The organism is Limnobacter humi (assembly GCF_024518835.1).
In the GTDB taxonomy this organism is placed as follows: Bacteria; Pseudomonadota; Gammaproteobacteria; order Burkholderiales; family Burkholderiaceae_B; genus Limnobacter; species Limnobacter humi.
Genome location: NZ_JANIGO010000001.1, coordinates 556,025 through 572,648 on the forward strand (window position 1 = coordinate 556,025; position 16,624 = coordinate 572,648).

The window sequence follows — 16,624 nt, forward strand, 5'->3', positions numbered from 1 at the left end:
CGCCTTACTTCTTCTTGGTCTCTTTAATTACCACGTGCTCGTTCGCATACCGAACACCCTTGCCTTTATAAGGCTCTGGCGGACGGTAGCCGCGAATTTCAGCAGCAGTTTGACCAATCACTTGTTTATCGGCGCCCTTCAAGATAATCTCGGTGGGGGTCGGCGTTTCAGCCTTCACACCCGCGGGCAGTTTGTGAACAACCGGATGGGAGAAACCCAGCGCCAAATTCAGGGAATCGCCCTGGACGGCCGCTTTATAACCCACGCCAACCAGTTGCAACTTGCGCTCGAATCCCTTGCTGACACCCAACACCATGTTGGCCAACAAGGCACGGGCTGTTCCTGCCTGGGCATTGGCTTCGGTGGTGTCTGCAACAGGCTTCACAGACAAAACACCGTCGGCAAAGTTGGCCGCAACCAGCGGATTAACAGACAATTTCAATTCGGCACTACCGCCCTTGACGGATACGTTCTGACCACTGATGGCCACCTGAACGCCGGAAGGTACGGAAATAGGGGCCTTGGCTACACGAGACATGTTCCCTTACTCCTTAAGCCACCAGGCAAATAACTTCGCCGCCAATGCCGGAAGCACGGGCTTTGCGATCAGTCATCACGCCTTTGGATGTCGATACAATGGCAACACCAAGGCCGTTCATGACCTCAGGAATGTCGTCCTTGCCCTTGTAAATGCGAAGACCTGGCTTTGATACGCGCTCGATCTTCTCAATGACTGGGCGACCTGCATAGTATTTCAGCTCAATGCTGAGCACCGGCTTTGCTGCCTCACCCACAACCGAGAAACTCTCGATGTAGCCTTCGTCCTTCAGGACCTTAGCGATTGCCACCTTCAATTTGGAAGAAGGCATTTCAACCGTCGCCTTATCAACGCCTTGCGCATTGCGAATGCGTGTCAGCATGTCGGCGATTGGATCACTCATACTCATATCTGAACCCCTTACCAGCTAGCCTTGGTGATACCAGGAATCTCACCACGCATGGCAATCTCACGGATCTTGTTACGGGCCAAACCGAACATACGGAATGTGCCACGGGGACGACCTGTCAGCTCACAGCGATTGCGCTGACGAGTCGGGCTTGCATTGCGAGGCAGAGCCTGCAGCTTCAAACGCGCTTCGTAACGCTCAGCTTCAGTCACGGACTGATCCTTCACGATCTTATTTAATGCTTCACGCTTCGCCGCATACTTCTTGACCAAGGCTGCACGCTTTTTTTCACGGTTAATCAAAGCCAGTTTTGCCACGTTACACCTCAGTTGCGGAACGGAAACTTGAAAGCGGCCAACAGGGCTTTCGCCTCATCGTTGGTTTTCGCCGTCGTCGTCACACTGATATTCAAACCACGCAGAGCATCGATCTTGTCGTATTCGATCTCAGGGAAAATGATCTGTTCTTTGATACCAATGTTGTAATTGCCACGACCATCGAAGGATTTGCCGGACACGCCACGAAAATCGCGAACGCGAGGAAAAGCCACAGTGATCAATCGATCCAGGAATTCATACATCTTTGGACCACGCAGTGTGACCATGCAGCCCACCGGATAACCCTCACGAATCTTGAAACCTGCAATCGCCTTTTTGGCGCGAGTCACCACAGGCTTTTGACCAGCAATCTTGGTCAAGTCGCCCACAGCGTTTTCAATAATCTTTTTGTCATTCACCGCCTCACCCACACCCATGTTGAGCGTGATCTTCGTGATGCGAGGCACTTCCATGACGGACTTGTAACCAAACTGGCTGGTCAACTGACCCACCACCTCGGTTTTGTAAAACTCTTGGAATCGAGACACGATAAACCCCTCAGTTGGCCAGCTGGGCACCGGTTTTCACCAGAACCCGCACAGACTTGCCATCCACCTGCTTGATCGCAACGCGCGACGGCTTACCTGTTTCTTTGTCAAACAAACTCACGTTGGACTGATGGATGGGCATGGTTTTATCAACCACACCACCGGTCTCGCCCTTCATGGGGTTCGGCTTTTGGTGCTTCTTAACCACATTCACACCCTCAACAAGCAAATGCTCATCGTCGATGCGGGCCAACACAACCCCTTTCTTGCCTTTAAACTTGCCAGTCAACACCAACACTTCGTCGCCTTTGCGGATTTTGTTCATATTGACCTCACAGAACCTCAGGCGCCAAAGACACGATCTTCATGAATTTCTCATTCCGAAGCTCGCGAGTCACTGGGCCAAAAATACGGGTACCGATGGGCTCCAGCTTTGCATTCAGCAAAACGGCCGCATTGGAATCGAATTTGATCAGCGCACCATCTGGGCGACGTACGCCTTTTGCAGTGCGAACTACAACTGCATTGTAAATTTCGCCTTTCTTGACACGGCCACGTGGGGCCGCATCTTTGATGGACACCTTAATGATGTCGCCAATTCCGGCGTAACGGCGCTTGGAACCACCAAGAACCTTGATGCACATGACTGAGCGCGCACCCGTGTTGTCGGCCACATCGAGCCGTGATTGCATTTGTATCATGGATTGTCCTTACCAACTTAGCCGTTTTGGGCAACGCCTAGCGACGTCTTTTGCCATCAACTGCCAGTCTTGGTCCCGCATGGGTTGAAAAGATAGCCTGCAATAATAGCAGGCTTGTACCACTCGATCAAGCGAAAATCAGATGACTTTCGCTTTCTCCAACACTTTTGTCACACTCCAGGATTTTGTCTTGGAAATTGGACGACCTTCTGCGATTTCCACCAAGTCACCTTCAGTCACTTCATTGGATTCATCATGGGCGGTGTATTTGTGGGTTTTGACGACATATTTGCCATACACAGGGTGTTTGATGCGGTTTTCAACGGCAACGACCACAGACTTGGTCATCTTGTCGCTCACCACACGTCCCACCAGCGTACGCTTCAAACTTACTTTGGCTTCGGTGCTCATGCGGACCTCTTCAACTGAGTCATCACTGTCTTCACACGTGCGATGTCTTTACGTACTTTGGACAATTGGGAAGTATTGGACAACTGCTGTGTGGCTACCTGCATGCGCAGGGAAAACTGTGCACGCAGCAGATCCTCCAGCTCCTTGGTCAGTTCTGCTGCACTTTTACTGCGCAATTCAGACGCTTTCATCATTAACCTCCAATCTGACGGGTTACGAACACCGTGCGCAATGGCAACTTGGCTGCGGCCAAGCGGAAAGCTTCCCGAGCGAGTTCTTCACTAACACCATCCATTTCGTAGAGCACCTTGCCGGGCTGAATCTCAGCAACGTAGTACTCCACGTTACCCTTACCATTGCCCATACGAACTTCCGCAGGTTTGTTGGTAATCGGCTTGTCCGGGAACACTCGAATCCAGATTTTCCCGCCACGCTTGATGTGACGAACCATGGCTCGGCGTGCAGATTCGATCTGACGCGCGGTCAATCGGCCACGATCGGTCGATTTCAGTCCGAACTCACCAAAAGAAACATCGGCGCCACGTGTGGCCAGACCGGTGTTGCGGCCCTTGTGCTCTTTTCTATATTTGCGACGTGATGGCTGTAACATCATGCGCTCCTAATTACTGTTCAGCGGAAGATCCAGCGGATGCTTCCTCTTTGTTGGAACCACTTGCACCATCTTTACGAGGCTTGCGGGCACCCGTTGGACGAGATGATGGACGGCGTGGACGACGCTCTTCTTTTTCCTGCTCAACCGGCGCAGCAGCCACTTCACCGCGACCCAGGTTATCGCCTTTATAAACCCAGACTTTAATCCCGATGATGCCGTAGGTGGTCGCAGCTTCGCTAGTTGCGTAGTCGATATCAGCGCGCAGGGTATGCAAAGGCACACGACCTTCGCGATACCATTCTGTACGGGCGATTTCAATGCCGTTCAATCGGCCGGACGACATGATCTTGATACCTTGGGCGCCCATGCGCATGGCGTTTTGCATCGCCCGCTTCATGGCACGGCGGAACATGATGCGCCGCTCGAGCTGCTGGGAAATACCGTCTGCGATCAATTGCGCATCAATCTCCGGCTTGCGAACTTCTTCGATGTTCACATGCACAGGTACACCGACCAACTTTTGGAGGCTGTTCTTCAAGACCTCAATGTCTTCACCTTTCTTGCCAATCACCACACCCGGGCGAGCCGAATAAATGGTTACACGGGCATTCTTTGCAGGACGCTCGATCAGCACACGCGCGACAGAGGCGTTCTTCAGTTTCTTTTTCAGGTAATCGCGGACTTGAATGTCCTCGATCAACATTTGAGAAAACTCACGGTTGGACGCATACCAGCGAGAGGCCCAGTTACGAGAAACTGCCAGGCGAAAACCGGTTGGGTTAATTTTCTGACCCATGAAACCCCCTTAATTACCAACCGTCACATAAATGTGACTGGTCTTCTTAGTAATACGATTGCCACGGCCTTTCGCGCGGGCTGTGAAGCGCTTGAGCACGGGACCCTCTTCAACGTAGATGGTCTTGACTTTCAGCTCATCCACATCCGCACCATCATTGTGCTCCGCGTTGGCGATCGCGCTCTCCAGTACTTTCTTGACAATGAAAGCGGCCTTTTGAGGAGAGAAGGTCAGGATATTGAGCGCCTGATCCACTTTCTTACCGCGGATCAGGTCAGCAACCTGGCGACCGCGCTGTGGCGACATGCGCACACCTTTCAAAATTGCACGAGTTTCCATGTTATCCCCTTATCGCTTGGCCTTCTTGTCAGCCGCGTGCCCCTTGAAAGTGCGGGTGAGCGCAAATTCGCCGAGTTTGTGACCAACCATGTTTTCGTTGACATACACAGGCACATGTTGCTTACCGTTGTGTACTGCAATGGTCAGACCGATGAACTCTGGGAGCACGGTCGAACGACGGGACCAGGTTTTAATTGGACGCTTGTCCTTGGATGCAACTGCAGCCTCCACCTTTTTGATCAAGTGGGCGTCGCAGAAAGGACCTTTTTTCAATGAACGAGACATATTTGCTTACCCCACTTAGCGCTTGTGACGACGCTGAACGATCATGGTATCGGTGCGCTTGTTGGAGCGTGTGCGGTAGCCCTTTGTTGGCTGACCCCAAGGGCTCACTGGCACACGACCTTCACCGGTCTTGCCCTCACCACCACCGTGCGGGTGGTCGATCGGGTTCATGGCTGTACCGCGAACAGTCGGGCGAATGCCCTTCCAACGCACAGCACCTGCCTTACCAATTTTGCGAAGGCTGTTTTCCTCGTTGCTGACCTCACCAATGGTGGCCCGGCATTCAATGTGAACACGCCGAATTTCACCGGAGCGCAGACGCATCTGAGCGTAGGTGCCTTCTCGGGCCATCAACATGGCAGAACCACCAGCAGAGCGCGCCAGCTGCGCCCCTTTGCCGGGCAACATTTCTACGCAATGCACTGTGGTACCCACGGGAATGTTGCGAATGGGCAATGTGTTACCCACTTTGATCGGCGCTTCGGAACCATTCAACAGGGTTTGACCCACCTGCAGACCACGCGGCGCGATGATATAGGAACGCTGACCGTCGGCATAGCAGATCAGGGCAATGTGCGCAGTACGGTTCGGATCGTATTCGATCCGCTCAACCTTCGCAGGAATACCATCCTTGTTGCGCTTGAAGTCAACCAGGCGATAGTGCTGCTTGTGGCCGCCACCCTTGTGCCGAGTGGTGATGTGACCATTGTTGTTGCGGCCGGAGGTTTTGGACTGCGACTCGAGCAATGGCGCATAGGCTTCGCCCTTGTGCAGGTGCGGATGCACCACCTTGACCACACCACGACGACCGGGGGACGTTGGTTTGAGTTTAATCAATGGCATGTTACGCAGCCTCCGAGAAATTGATTTCCTGACCGGCTTTCAGTGCAACATAGGCCTTGCGGACGTCTGAACGACGACCCATGGTGCGACCAAACCGCTTTTGCTTGCCGGCTTGATTGATCACGCGCACAGCCTCAACTTCAACCTTGAACAGCAACTCAACTGCCGCCTTGATCTCATCTTTGGTTGCAGTGGAGCACACCTTAAAAGCCACTTGCTCATGCTTGTCAGCCAGCATGGTGCTCTTTTCAGACACGATGGGGGCCAACAGAATTTTCATCAGACGCTGGGTGTTCATGCGTACATCTCCTGCAGTTTGTCCAGCGCAGCACGAGTCACCACCACCTTCTTGAAGTAAATCAAGGAGAGCGGGTCGGCATAACGAGGCTCAACAATCGCCACGTTGGGCAGGTTACGAGAAGCGAGATACAGGTTTTCGTCTACGGAATCAACGATGATCAACACAGACTCAAAACCCATGCTCTTGATCTTTTGATCCAGCAATTTGGTCTTGGGCGCTTCAAGTTGCATAGAATCCACAACCACCAGGCGCTCTTCACGACCCAACTGAGACAAGATGGAGCAAACGCCAGCACGGAACATTTTCTTGTTCAGCTTCTGGGTGAAATTTTCTTCCGGACGGTTCGGGAAAATCTGACCGCCTCCGCGCCACAAAGGGCTAGACACAGCACCCACACGGGCACGACCGGTCCCTTTCTGCTTCCAAGGCTTGCGCGTGGAAGCGCGAACTTCAGAGCGGTCTTTTTGAGCACGCGTGCCTTGACGCGCGTTGGCCTGATACGCGACCACCAACTGATGAATCAGCGGCTCGTTGTATTCACGACCAAAAACCACATCGGACACCTGAACAGTTTGAGAGGCCTGCCCAGAATCGCCAATTACTTTCAATTCCATCAGGTTCTCCTTATGCCTTGGCCTTGACAGCCGGCTTGACCAGCAACTCACCGCCCTTGGAACCCGGAACAGCACCCTTGATCAGGAGCAGACCGCGCTCTGCGTCCACGCGAACCACTTCCAGGTTTTGCGTGGTGCGGTTGACATTACCCAATTGACCGGCCATGCGCTTACCAGGAAACACACGACCCGGATCCTGGGCCATACCAATCGAACCAGGCGCGTTGTGTGACACGGAGTTACCGTGAGATGCACGCTGTGAACTGAAATGGTGACGCTTGATGGAACCTGAAAAGCCCTTACCCTGGGTCACACCGCTAACATCCACCTTTTGACCAACGGAAAAAATTTCCACAGATACAGGCGCACCAACTTGCAACTCGGCAAGCTTTGCGGCATCGACGGTGAACTCAACCAAGGAAGAGGCGGCTTCGATGGAAGCCTTGGCATAGTGACCCGCTTGCGCCTTGGCCACACGGGTGGGGCGACGGGATCCGTAGGCCAGCTGAACAGCTGTGTAGCCGTCCGTTTCAATCGTTTTGAGCTGCGCAACGCGGTTAGACGACACATCAACAACAGTGACGGGCACCGAGACACCCGCTTCCGTAAAGATGCGCATCATGCCGATCTTGCGACCAATAAGGCCTAGACTCATGATTTCTCCAATTTCGGCTGCGATTGGCCGAATGATAAAATTCTCTTGAACTTACCTTTTTTAAGGTAAGCCCATGAGTATATTCACAAATCGAATTTACTGCAACTGTTTTACTGCAACTTAATTTCGACGTCCACACCAGCTGGCAAATCCAGTTTCATCAGCGCATCCACGGTTTTGTCGGTGGGGTCCACAATATCCATCAGACGCTGATGCGTGCGAATTTCGAATTGGTCGCGGGATGTTTTATTAACGTGGGGGGAACGCAGAATGTCGAAGCGCTTCATGCGAGTGGGCAGGGGCACTGGGCCCTTCACAACCGCACCGGTGCGCTTGGCAGTCTCAACGATCTCCAGCGCGGACTGGTCGATCAGTTTGTAATCAAACGCCTTCAGGCGGATGCGAATTTTCTGGTTGTTCATGTTGAATCCTAAAGAGCACAGAGTGTGACCGCTACACGCAGCTCACCTCAAAAAAGCCGGCGATTCCAAAGAGGAGTCGCCGGAGTCTACCTTTACTTCGTAATCTTGGCAACCACGCCGGCGCCCACTGTGCGGCCGCCTTCACGGATCGCAAAGCGCAGACCTTCTTCCATCGCGATCGGGGCAATCAGCTCCACGTTGATGGACACGTTGTCACCTGGCAACACCATCTCTTTGTCAGCTGGCAGGCTGATCGAGCCAGTCACGTCCGTTGTACGGAAGTAGAACTGGGGACGGTAGTTGTTGAAGAATGGTGTGTGACGACCGCCTTCTTCCTTGGACAGCACATACACCTCAGCGGTGAAGCCTGTGTGTGGCTTGATTGAACCGGGCTTGCACAGCACTTGGCCACGCTCCACTTCTTCACGCTTGGTACCGCGCAGCAGTACACCCACGTTGTCGCCCGCTTGACCTTGGTCCAGCAGCTTGCGGAACATTTCCACACCAGTACAAGTGGTCTTGACCGTGTCTTTGATACCCACGATTTCGATTTCTTCGCCAACCTTCACAACGCCACGCTCGATACGGCCTGTTACCACGGTACCGCGACCGGAGATGGAGAACACGTCTTCGATGGGCATCAGGAATGCGCCGTCCACCGCACGCTCGGGCGTGGGGATGTAGCTATCCAGGGCTGCGGCCAGGGCCTTGATGGCACCTTCGCCCAGCTCGCCCGCGTCGCCTTCCAGGGCCAGCTTGGCCGAACCCTTGATAATGGGCACGTCGTCGCCTGGGAAGTCATAGGAAGACAGCAATTCGCGCACTTCCATTTCAACCAGTTCCAGCAGCTCGGCGTCGTCCACCATGTCGCACTTGTTCAGGAACACGATGATGTAAGGAACACCCACCTGGCGGGCCAGCAGGATGTGCTCACGAGTCTGGGGCATGGGGCCGTCAGCGGCCGAGCACACCAGAATCGCGCCGTCCATCTGCGCTGCACCAGTAATCATGTTCTTTACATAGTCAGCGTGACCTGGACAGTCCACGTGGGCGTAGTGACGTGTTTCTGTCTCGTACTCAACGTGTGCTGTGTTGATGGTAATACCACGGGCCTTTTCTTCAGGAGCCGCATCAATCTGGTCGTAACCCTTGGCTTCACCACCAATCAGGCGCGCCAACACCGTTGTGATCGCCGCTGTCAGTGTCGTCTTGCCATGGTCCACGTGACCAATCGTTCCAACGTTTACGTGCGGCTTCTTACGCTCAAACTTTTCTTTTGCCATTGCAAATACCTCTCGATTCTTTAGATGTCAATTACTTGGCGCGGGCGCTGATCACAGCGTCTGCAACGTTCTTGGGCGCTTCGGAATAGTGCTTGAATTCCATGGTGTAGGTTGCGCGACCCTGCGTCAGCGAACGCAGTGTTGTGGCGTAACCGAACATTTCAGCCAACGGCACTTCAGCTTTGATCGCCTTGCCGCCACCCACCATGTCGTCCATTCCCTGAACCACACCACGACGTGAGGACAAGTCGCCCATCACGGTACCGGCGTAGTCTTCCGGTGTTTCCACTTCCACAGCCATCATCGGTTCCAGCAGAACTGGGCTGGCTCGACGCATACCTTCCTTGAAACCCATGGAGGCAGCAATCTTGAAAGCCTGTTCGTTGGAGTCCACGTCGTGGTAGGAACCGAAGTGCAAAGCCACTTTCACGTCAACCACTGGGTAACCGGCCAACACGCCGTTGGACAGGGATTCTTCAATACCCTTTTGAACGGCGGGGATGTATTCGCGGGGAACCACACCACCTTTGATCTCGTCCAGGAACTCAAAGCCCTTGCCTGCTTCGTTGGGTTCAACACGCAGAACAACATGACCGTACTGACCACGACCACCAGACTGACGAACGAACTTGCCTTCCACTTCCTTGACGGAATTGCGAATGGTTTCGCGGTAAGCCACCTGTGGCTTACCCACGTTGGCTTCAACGCCAAATTCGCGCTTCATTCGGTCGATAATAATTTCCAGGTGCAATTCGCCCATACCGGCGATGATGGTCTGACCGGATTCTTCGTCAGTGCGCACACGGAAAGAAGGATCTTCTGCTGCCAAACGGCCCAGTGCGATACCCATCTTTTCCTGGTCAGCCTTGGTTTTGGGCTCCACGGCCTGTGCAATCACAGGCTCGGGGAACACCATGCGCTCCAAGGTGATGATGGCGGAAGGATCACACAGGGTTTCACCGGTGGTCACTTCTTTCAAGCCCACACAAGCAGCGATGTCACCCGCGCGAATTTCTTCCACTTCCTGACGGTTGTTGGCGTGCATCTGAACGATACGGCCGATGCGCTCTTTCTTGCCCTTGACCGGGTTGTAGACGGAGTCGCCCTTGTTGAGCACACCGGAATACACGCGCACGAAGGTCAGTTGACCCACGAATGGGTCAGTCATCAACTTGAACGCCAAAGCGGACAGCTTTTCTTCGTCGCTGGCTTGACGGGATACAGGCTGCTCGTCCTCGTCCATACCAGACACGGGTGGAATATCCACTGGGGACGGCAGGAATTCAATCACAGCGTCCAGCATGCGCTGAACACCCTTGTTCTTGAATGCGGTACCGCACAGCATGGGCTGAATTTCAGTGGAGATGGTGCGCGTACGCAAGCCGAGCTTGATCTCGTCTTCGGACAGATCACCTTCTTCCAGGTACTTGTTCATCAGGTCTTCGGATGCTTCTGCAGCAGCCTCAACCATTTCGCTGCGCCACTTGGTGGCATCTGCCTGCAAGTGCGCAGGGATGTCACGGTATTCGAACTTCATGCCCTGAGAGGCTTCGTCCCAAATGATGGCTTTCATCTTGATCAGGTCCACCACGCCTTCGAAGTTGTCTTCGGCGCCGATGGGGATCACGATGGGCACTGGATTGGCACGCAGGCGCAACTTCATCTGGTCATAAACCTTGAAGAAGTTGGCACCCGTGCGGTCCATTTTGTTCACAAAGGCCAAACGCGGCACTTTGTACTTGTTGGCCTGACGCCACACGGTTTCAGACTGGGGCTGAACACCACCCACCGCGCAATACACCATACAGGCACCATCCAGCACACGCATGGAACGCTCTACTTCGATCGTGAAGTCCACGTGCCCGGGGGTGTCAATGATGTTGAAACGGTGTTCTGCGAAGTTCATGTCCATGCCCTTCCAGAAGCAAGTGGTTGCAGCGGACGTGATGGTAATACCACGCTCCTGCTCTTGTTCCATCCAGTCCATGGTGGCCGCACCGTCATGCACTTCACCGATTTTGTGGTTTACGCCGGTGTAGTACAGAATACGTTCGGTCGTGGTGGTCTTTCCGGCGTCAATGTGCGCCGAAATACCAATGTTGCGATATCGCTCAATGGGCGTCTTACGAGCCATTTGCTACTCCAGAGAAATTTAGAATCGGAAATGCGAGAATGCCTTGTTGGCTTCAGCCATGCGGTGTACTTCATCGCGCTTCTTCATCGCGCCACCACGGCCTTCTGCAGCTTCCAACAATTCGCCAGCCAGGCGCAGATCCATCGATTTTTCACTGCGCTTCTTGGCGGCTTCACGAACCCAACGCATGGCCAGCGCCAGACGACGGGAGGGACGAACTTCCACCGGAACTTGGTAGTTCGCACCGCCCACACGGCGGGACTTCACTTCAACAACAGGTTTCACGTTGTTGATGGCTGAGTTGAACACTTCGAGAGGGTCTTTGCCGGCCTTGGTGGAGATGCTGTCAAAAGCACCGTACACAATGCGCTCAGCAACCGCTTTCTTGCCAGAGAGCATGATCACGTTCATGAACTTGGCAACTTCGGTGCTTTGAAACTTTGGATCTGGCAGCACTTCTCTGCGCTGCACTTCGCGACGACGTGGCATTTTCTATTCCTTTATCTTCAGCGCGGGCCTACAAGCCCACTATTGCATCTGCTTACTCGACCCACCCATGTGGGCCGCACGGAATGCGGTTGATTTTAAAGCGGGGCGGTGACGCCTGTGTTGAACACAGACATTACTTCTTGGCGCCGCCACCTGCTTTGGGACGCTTGCTACCGTACTTGGAGCGCGCCTGTTTACGATCTTTAACGCCCTGCAGGTCCAGAGAACCGCGAACGATGTGGTAACGCACACCGGGCAAATCCTTCACACGACCACCGCGGATCAGCACCACGGAGTGTTCCTGCAGGTTGTGGCCTTCACCACCGATGTAGGAAATCACTTCGAAGCCGTTGGTCAGGCGCACTTTGGCAACCTTACGCAGCGCAGAGTTTGGTTTTTTGGGAGTGGTAGTGTAAACACGTGTGCAAACACCACGCTTCTGGGGGCAATTCTCCAGTGCGGGGCTTTTGCTTTTCGCAGTCACACTGGTGCGGGGCTTCCGCACAAGTTGATTGATTGTTGGCATAGTTCCAGTTCCGGTTTAGAAAAAACAAAAGGGCTACGGGCGAGCCCGCAGCCATTTGAGCCCGCGATTGTATTCCAAAACACAATCGCGGGTCAATCTTTCAGGGGGCTTATTTCAAGCCCCGATTTGTAGCCCGCTCAAGGACTTAGCCTTGAGCAGTGCCGTGAACTCAGCTTTCGTCAGAGCCCTCGGCTGCAGGCATGTTGAACAGCGCTTCGGCCTGTGCACGTGGATCCTGCTCGGCTTCCAACATGCGCAATTCTTCGGCCTCGCGGCTTTCCTTGTCCTTGCGAGCCTTGTGATAGGCCAAACCCGTACCTGCGGGGATCAGTCGACCCACAATCACGTTTTCTTTCAGACCCCGCAAATCGTCGCGTTTGCCCATGATGGCCGCTTCGGTCAGTACGCGGGTGGTTTCCTGGAAGGACGCCGCGGAGATGAACGAATCGGTGGACAGCGAAGCTTTGGTAATACCCAGCAAGATGTTTTGGTAGGTGGCTTCCCGTTTGTTCTCAGAACGCATTTTGTCGTTGGCATCCAACAGTTCGGAACGCTCAACCTGCTCACCGGGAATGAACCCGGTTTCGCCGGCATCGTCCACGACCACACGGCGCAACATCTGACGAACAATCACTTCAATGTGTTTGTCGTTGATCTTCACACCCTGCAAGCGATACACGTCCTGCACTTCGTCCACGATGTAACGCGCCAAGGCTTCGATGCCCAAGAGGCGCAGAATGTCGTGCGGATCGGCTGGACCGTCCACAATCGATTCGCCCTTGTTCACCACTTGACCGTCGTGTACCAAAACGTGCTTGTCTTTGGGGATCAGGAACTCGTGAGAGACGCCGTCGAGGTCGGTGATGACTAGACGCTGCTTGCCCTTGGTGTCTTTACCGAAGGAAACCGTACCGGTGACTTCGGCCAACATGCCGGCGTCTTTCGGGGAACGGGCTTCAAACAGCTCGGCCACACGCGGCAGACCACCGGTAATGTCACGGGTCTTCTGGCTTTCCTGTGGGATACGCGCCAGAATTTCACCCACAGACACGTCCTGACCGTCGCGAACAGTAATCAGCGCACCCACTGGGAAACTGATGTTCACAGAGTGATCGGTGCCTGCAATTTTGACTTCGTTGCCAGCCGGGTCGAGCAGCTTCACCTGGGGGCGCTCACCCTTGCCAGTGGCTGTACGGCGCTTGGCATCGATCACCACCAAGGTGGACAAGCCGGTGACATCATCAATCTGCTTGGCAACTGTGGCACCTTCTTCGATGTTCTCGAATTTGATCTTGCCACCGTATTCCGTCACGATCGGACGGGTCAGCGGGTCCCAAGTTGCCAGTAATGTACCGGCTTTGACCTGGTTACCATCCAGTACGGACAGTGTTGCACCGTAGGGTACCTTGTGACGCTCGCGCTCACGACCGAAATCGTCGGTGATCAGCACTTCGCCAGAACGGGAAATCACGATTTGCTCGCGCTTGCCGTTGGTGATGTAGCGCATGGTCGCTGTAAAGCGGATGATACCGTTCGACTTGGCTTCGATGCTGGACACCACGGCCGCGCGGGAAGCCGCACCACCGATGTGGAATGTACGCATGGTCAGCTGTGTACCGGGTTCACCAATGGACTGGGCCGCAATTACGCCAACTGCTTCGCCGTTGTTCACCAGCGTGCCGCGGCCGAGGTCACGACCGTAACACTTCGCACACAGGCCATAGCGGGTGTCGCAAGACAGCGGTGTACGGACACGCACTTCGTCGATGCCCAATTGGTCGATGAGCTCTACGGCATCTTCGTCCAGCAGCTTGCCGGTTTCAAACACAGTTTCCTGGGTTTCAGGGTTGACTACATCCGCCACAGTCACGCGGCCGAGAATACGGTCGCGCAGTGCCTCAATCACCTCACCGCCTTCAACCAGGGCCTTCATGGCCACGCCGTTAGAAGTACCGCAATCGTCTTCAACCACCACCAAGTCTTGCGTCACGTCAACCAGACGGCGGGTCAGGTAGCCCGAGTTCGCAGTTTTCAACGCCGTGTCGGCCAGACCCTTACGGGCACCGTGGGTTGAAATGAAGTACTGCAACACGTTCAGACCTTCGCGGAAGTTCGCGATGATCGGTGTTTCAATGATGGAGCCGTCGGGCTTGGCCATCAGACCCCGCATACCGGCCAGTTGACGGATCTGCGCGGCAGAACCGCGGGCACCGGAGTCGGCCATCATATAAATTGCGTTGAAAGATTCCTGGCGGACTTCCTTGCCGTTGCGATCAATCACTGGCTCTGTGGCCAATTGTTCCATCATGGCCTTGCCCACTTGGTCGCCAGCACGGCCCCAAATGTCCACCACTTTGTTGTAGCGTTCGCCTTGGGTAACCAGACCGGAGGTGTATTGCGCCTGAATTTCTTTCACTTCGGCTTCGGCGGCCGCAATGATGGTCTGCTTCTGCGCTGGCACCACCATGTCGCCCATGGCGATGGAAATACCACCGCGGGTCGCCATGCGGAAACCGAACTGCATCAGCTTGTCCGCAAAAATCACGGTTTCGCGCAAACCACAACGGCGGAAGGACGCGTTGATCAAGCGAGAGATTTCCTTCTTCTTCAAGGGACGATCAATGAAGGAGAACGGCAGCCCAGGAGGCAGAATCTCGGACAGCAAGGCACGGCCGACGGTGGTGTCGTAGCGTGTGCGCTTGGCTGTTTTTTCGCCGGTTTCCTTGTTCACCACGAACTCGTTGATGCGAACAGTAATGCGGGTGGCCAGTTCCACTTCCTTATTGTCATAAGCGCGGTTGACTTCACCCACATCGGCGAACACCAAGCCTTCGTTCTTGCCGTTGACCTTGTCGCGGGTGGTGTAGTACAGACCCAACACAATATCCTGGGACGGAACGATCGAGGGATCGCCGTTGGCCGGGAACAACACGTTGTTGGACGCCAACATCAGTGTCCGGGCTTCGATCTGGGCTTCCAGGGACAGGGGCACGTGTACGGCCATCTGGTCACCGTCGAAGTCGGCGTTGAACGCGGCACAGACCAGTGGGTGCAACTGAATGGCTTTGCCTTCAATCAACACGGGCTCGAAAGCCTGAATACCCAAACGGTGCAGCGTTGGAGCACGGTTCAGCATCACGGGATGCTCGCGGATCACCTCTTCCAGAATATCCCACACGATGGGTTCCTGGTTTTCAACGAACTTCTTGGCCTGCTTGATGGTGGTGGCAATACCCATCACCTCAAGACGGTTGAAAATGAACGGCTTGAACAGTTCAAGCGCCATCAGCTTGGGCAAACCGCACTGGTGCAGCTTGAGTTGTGGGCCCACCACGATCACGGAACGACCGGAGTAATCCACGCGCTTACCCAGCAAGTTTTGACGGAAACGACCGCCCTTGCCCTTGATCATGTCGGCCAGCGACTTCAACGGACGCTTGTTGGCACCGGTCATGGCCTTGCCACGACGGCCGTTGTCCAGCAGTGAGTCGACCGCTTCCTGCAGCATACGCTTTTCGTTGCGCACGATGATGTCGGGTGCGTTCAGCTCGAGCAGACGCTTCAAACGGTTATTCCGGTTGATCACGCGGCGATAGAGGTCGTTCAGGTCGGAGGTGGCAAAGCGACCGCCGTCCAGCGGCACCAATGGACGCAATTCGGGTGGCAGCACAGGCAGCACTTCCAGAATCATCCATTCGGGCTTGATACCGGACTTTTGGAAACCTTCCAGGACCTTCAAACGCTTGGCGATTTTCTTGATCTTGGCTTCGGAATTGGTGGCAGCCAATTCATCGCGCAGGGTGTTCACCTCGCGGTCGATGTCGATGGACTTCAACAGTTCACGAATGCCTTCGGCACCCATGTGGGCCACAAAGTCGTCACCGTACTCTTCCTGCTTGGCGAGGTAATCTTCTTCGGTCAGCAGTTGGGCACGCTTCAACGGGGTCATGCCGGGCTCAACCACCACGAAACCTTCGAAGTACAAGACGCGCTCGATGTCACGCAGTGTCATGTCCAACACCATACCCAAACGGGACGGCAGGGACTTCAGGAACCAAATGTGCGCAACAGGCGATGCCAGATCGATGTGACCCATGCGCTCGCGGCGAACTTTGGCCAAGGTGACTTCAACACCGCACTTTTCGCAGATGACACCGCGGTGCTTCAGGCGTTTGTACTTGCCGCACAAGCACTCGTAGTCTTTGATTGGGCCGAAAATCTTGGCGCAAAACAGACCATCGCGTTCAGGCTTGAACGTGCGGTAGTTGATGGTTTCGGGCTTTTTGACTTCACCGAAAGACCACGAACGGATTTTGTCAGGGGAAGCAATCGCGATTTTGATGGCGTCGAATTGCTCGTCCTGTTGGACCTGCTTGAACAGATCTAGTAATGCTTTCATC

At 54.5% G+C, this 16,624-nt stretch carries 22 protein-coding genes; all 22 read right to left on the reverse strand.

What is annotated here, in order from left to right; genetic code table 11:
* Positions 1 to 4: 4 nt before the first annotated feature.
* The 22 genes from rplF to rpoC all read right to left on the reverse strand — a co-directional run bounded on the left by rplF (position 5) and on the right by rpoC (position 16,623).
* Positions 5 to 538 carry a 50S ribosomal protein L6 gene (rplF, locus tag NQT62_RS02660; RefSeq protein WP_256763022.1) on the reverse strand — a complete coding sequence of 178 codons (534 nt, stop codon included), beginning with the start codon at positions 536 to 538 and terminating at the stop codon, positions 5 to 7.
* Between the two features lie 13 nt (positions 539 to 551).
* Positions 552 to 947: a 30S ribosomal protein S8 gene (rpsH, locus tag NQT62_RS02665; RefSeq protein WP_256763023.1), complete on the reverse strand. Its 396-nt coding sequence runs from the start codon at positions 945 to 947 to the stop codon at positions 552 to 554.
* Between the two features lie 11 nt (positions 948 to 958).
* Positions 959 to 1,264 (reverse strand): 30S ribosomal protein S14, encoded by a 306-nt coding sequence (rpsN, locus tag NQT62_RS02670; RefSeq protein WP_256763024.1) that lies wholly within the window; start codon positions 1,262 to 1,264, stop codon positions 959 to 961.
* An 8-nt stretch (positions 1,265 to 1,272) separates the two neighbouring features.
* Positions 1,273 to 1,812, reverse strand: coding sequence for a 50S ribosomal protein L5 (gene rplE, locus NQT62_RS02675; RefSeq protein ID WP_256763025.1), 540 nt, complete (start codon positions 1,810 to 1,812; stop codon positions 1,273 to 1,275).
* Between the two features lie 10 nt (positions 1,813 to 1,822).
* The gene (gene rplX / locus NQT62_RS02680) at positions 1,823 to 2,137 is read right to left on the reverse strand and encodes a 50S ribosomal protein L24 (protein WP_256763026.1); all 315 of its coding nucleotides are present in this window, start codon (positions 2,135 to 2,137) and stop codon (positions 1,823 to 1,825) included.
* A gap of 7 nt (positions 2,138 to 2,144) precedes the next feature.
* A complete protein-coding gene (gene rplN, locus NQT62_RS02685; RefSeq protein ID WP_008253348.1) occupies positions 2,145 to 2,513 on the reverse strand; it encodes a 50S ribosomal protein L14 in 369 nt (122 codons plus the stop codon).
* A 138-nt stretch (positions 2,514 to 2,651) separates the two neighbouring features.
* Positions 2,652 to 2,924 (reverse strand): 30S ribosomal protein S17, encoded by a 273-nt coding sequence (gene rpsQ, locus NQT62_RS02690; RefSeq protein ID WP_256763028.1) that lies wholly within the window; start codon positions 2,922 to 2,924, stop codon positions 2,652 to 2,654.
* Positions 2,921 to 3,115, reverse strand: coding sequence for a 50S ribosomal protein L29 (rpmC, locus tag NQT62_RS02695; protein WP_256763527.1), 195 nt, complete (start codon positions 3,113 to 3,115; stop codon positions 2,921 to 2,923). The genes rpsQ and rpmC overlap by 4 nt, the downstream gene beginning before the upstream one ends.
* Before the next feature lie 2 nt (positions 3,116 to 3,117).
* Positions 3,118 to 3,534 carry a 50S ribosomal protein L16 gene (gene rplP / locus NQT62_RS02700; protein ID WP_256763528.1) on the reverse strand — a complete coding sequence of 139 codons (417 nt, stop codon included), beginning with the start codon at positions 3,532 to 3,534 and terminating at the stop codon, positions 3,118 to 3,120.
* Positions 3,535 to 3,547: 13 nt separating this feature from the next.
* Entirely contained in the window at positions 3,548 to 4,333 is a 786-nt protein-coding gene (rpsC, locus tag NQT62_RS02705; protein ID WP_256763029.1) for a 30S ribosomal protein S3, read from the reverse strand.
* A gap of 9 nt (positions 4,334 to 4,342) precedes the next feature.
* Positions 4,343 to 4,672 carry a 50S ribosomal protein L22 gene (gene rplV, locus NQT62_RS02710; protein WP_256763030.1) on the reverse strand — a complete coding sequence of 110 codons (330 nt, stop codon included), beginning with the start codon at positions 4,670 to 4,672 and terminating at the stop codon, positions 4,343 to 4,345.
* A 9-nt stretch (positions 4,673 to 4,681) separates the two neighbouring features.
* A complete protein-coding gene (gene rpsS, locus NQT62_RS02715) occupies positions 4,682 to 4,957 on the reverse strand; it encodes a 30S ribosomal protein S19 (protein WP_256763031.1) in 276 nt (91 codons plus the stop codon).
* 15 nt (positions 4,958 to 4,972) lie between these two features.
* The gene (rplB, locus tag NQT62_RS02720) at positions 4,973 to 5,800 is read right to left on the reverse strand and encodes a 50S ribosomal protein L2 (protein WP_256763032.1); all 828 of its coding nucleotides are present in this window, start codon (positions 5,798 to 5,800) and stop codon (positions 4,973 to 4,975) included.
* A 1-nt stretch (position 5,801) separates the two neighbouring features.
* Positions 5,802 to 6,098 (reverse strand): 50S ribosomal protein L23, encoded by a 297-nt coding sequence (gene rplW / locus NQT62_RS02725; RefSeq protein ID WP_256763033.1) that lies wholly within the window; start codon positions 6,096 to 6,098, stop codon positions 5,802 to 5,804.
* On the reverse strand, positions 6,095 to 6,715 hold the full coding sequence (gene rplD / locus NQT62_RS02730) for a 50S ribosomal protein L4 (RefSeq protein ID WP_256763034.1): 621 nt from the start codon (positions 6,713 to 6,715) through the stop codon (positions 6,095 to 6,097). The genes rplW and rplD overlap by 4 nt, the downstream gene beginning before the upstream one ends.
* Before the next feature lie 10 nt (positions 6,716 to 6,725).
* Positions 6,726 to 7,370 carry a 50S ribosomal protein L3 gene (rplC, locus tag NQT62_RS02735; RefSeq protein ID WP_256763035.1) on the reverse strand — a complete coding sequence of 215 codons (645 nt, stop codon included), beginning with the start codon at positions 7,368 to 7,370 and terminating at the stop codon, positions 6,726 to 6,728.
* A 110-nt stretch (positions 7,371 to 7,480) separates the two neighbouring features.
* Positions 7,481 to 7,792, reverse strand: coding sequence for a 30S ribosomal protein S10 (rpsJ, locus tag NQT62_RS02740; RefSeq protein WP_256763036.1), 312 nt, complete (start codon positions 7,790 to 7,792; stop codon positions 7,481 to 7,483).
* A 92-nt stretch (positions 7,793 to 7,884) separates the two neighbouring features.
* Complete coding sequence (gene tuf / locus NQT62_RS02745; RefSeq protein WP_256763037.1) at positions 7,885 to 9,075, reverse strand: elongation factor Tu; 1,191 nt, start codon at positions 9,073 to 9,075, stop codon at positions 7,885 to 7,887.
* Between the two features lie 31 nt (positions 9,076 to 9,106).
* Positions 9,107 to 11,209, reverse strand: coding sequence for an elongation factor G (fusA, locus tag NQT62_RS02750; RefSeq protein ID WP_256763038.1), 2,103 nt, complete (start codon positions 11,207 to 11,209; stop codon positions 9,107 to 9,109).
* A gap of 18 nt (positions 11,210 to 11,227) precedes the next feature.
* Positions 11,228 to 11,698, reverse strand: a complete 471-nt coding sequence (rpsG, locus tag NQT62_RS02755; protein ID WP_256763039.1) for a 30S ribosomal protein S7 — start codon at positions 11,696 to 11,698, stop codon at positions 11,228 to 11,230.
* A 133-nt stretch (positions 11,699 to 11,831) separates the two neighbouring features.
* Entirely contained in the window at positions 11,832 to 12,224 is a 393-nt protein-coding gene (gene rpsL, locus NQT62_RS02760) for a 30S ribosomal protein S12 (RefSeq protein ID WP_256763040.1), read from the reverse strand.
* Between the two features lie 169 nt (positions 12,225 to 12,393).
* The gene (rpoC, locus tag NQT62_RS02765; RefSeq protein ID WP_256763041.1) at positions 12,394 to 16,623 is read right to left on the reverse strand and encodes a DNA-directed RNA polymerase subunit beta'; all 4,230 of its coding nucleotides are present in this window, start codon (positions 16,621 to 16,623) and stop codon (positions 12,394 to 12,396) included.
* Between the last annotated feature and the right edge of the window lies 1 nt (position 16,624).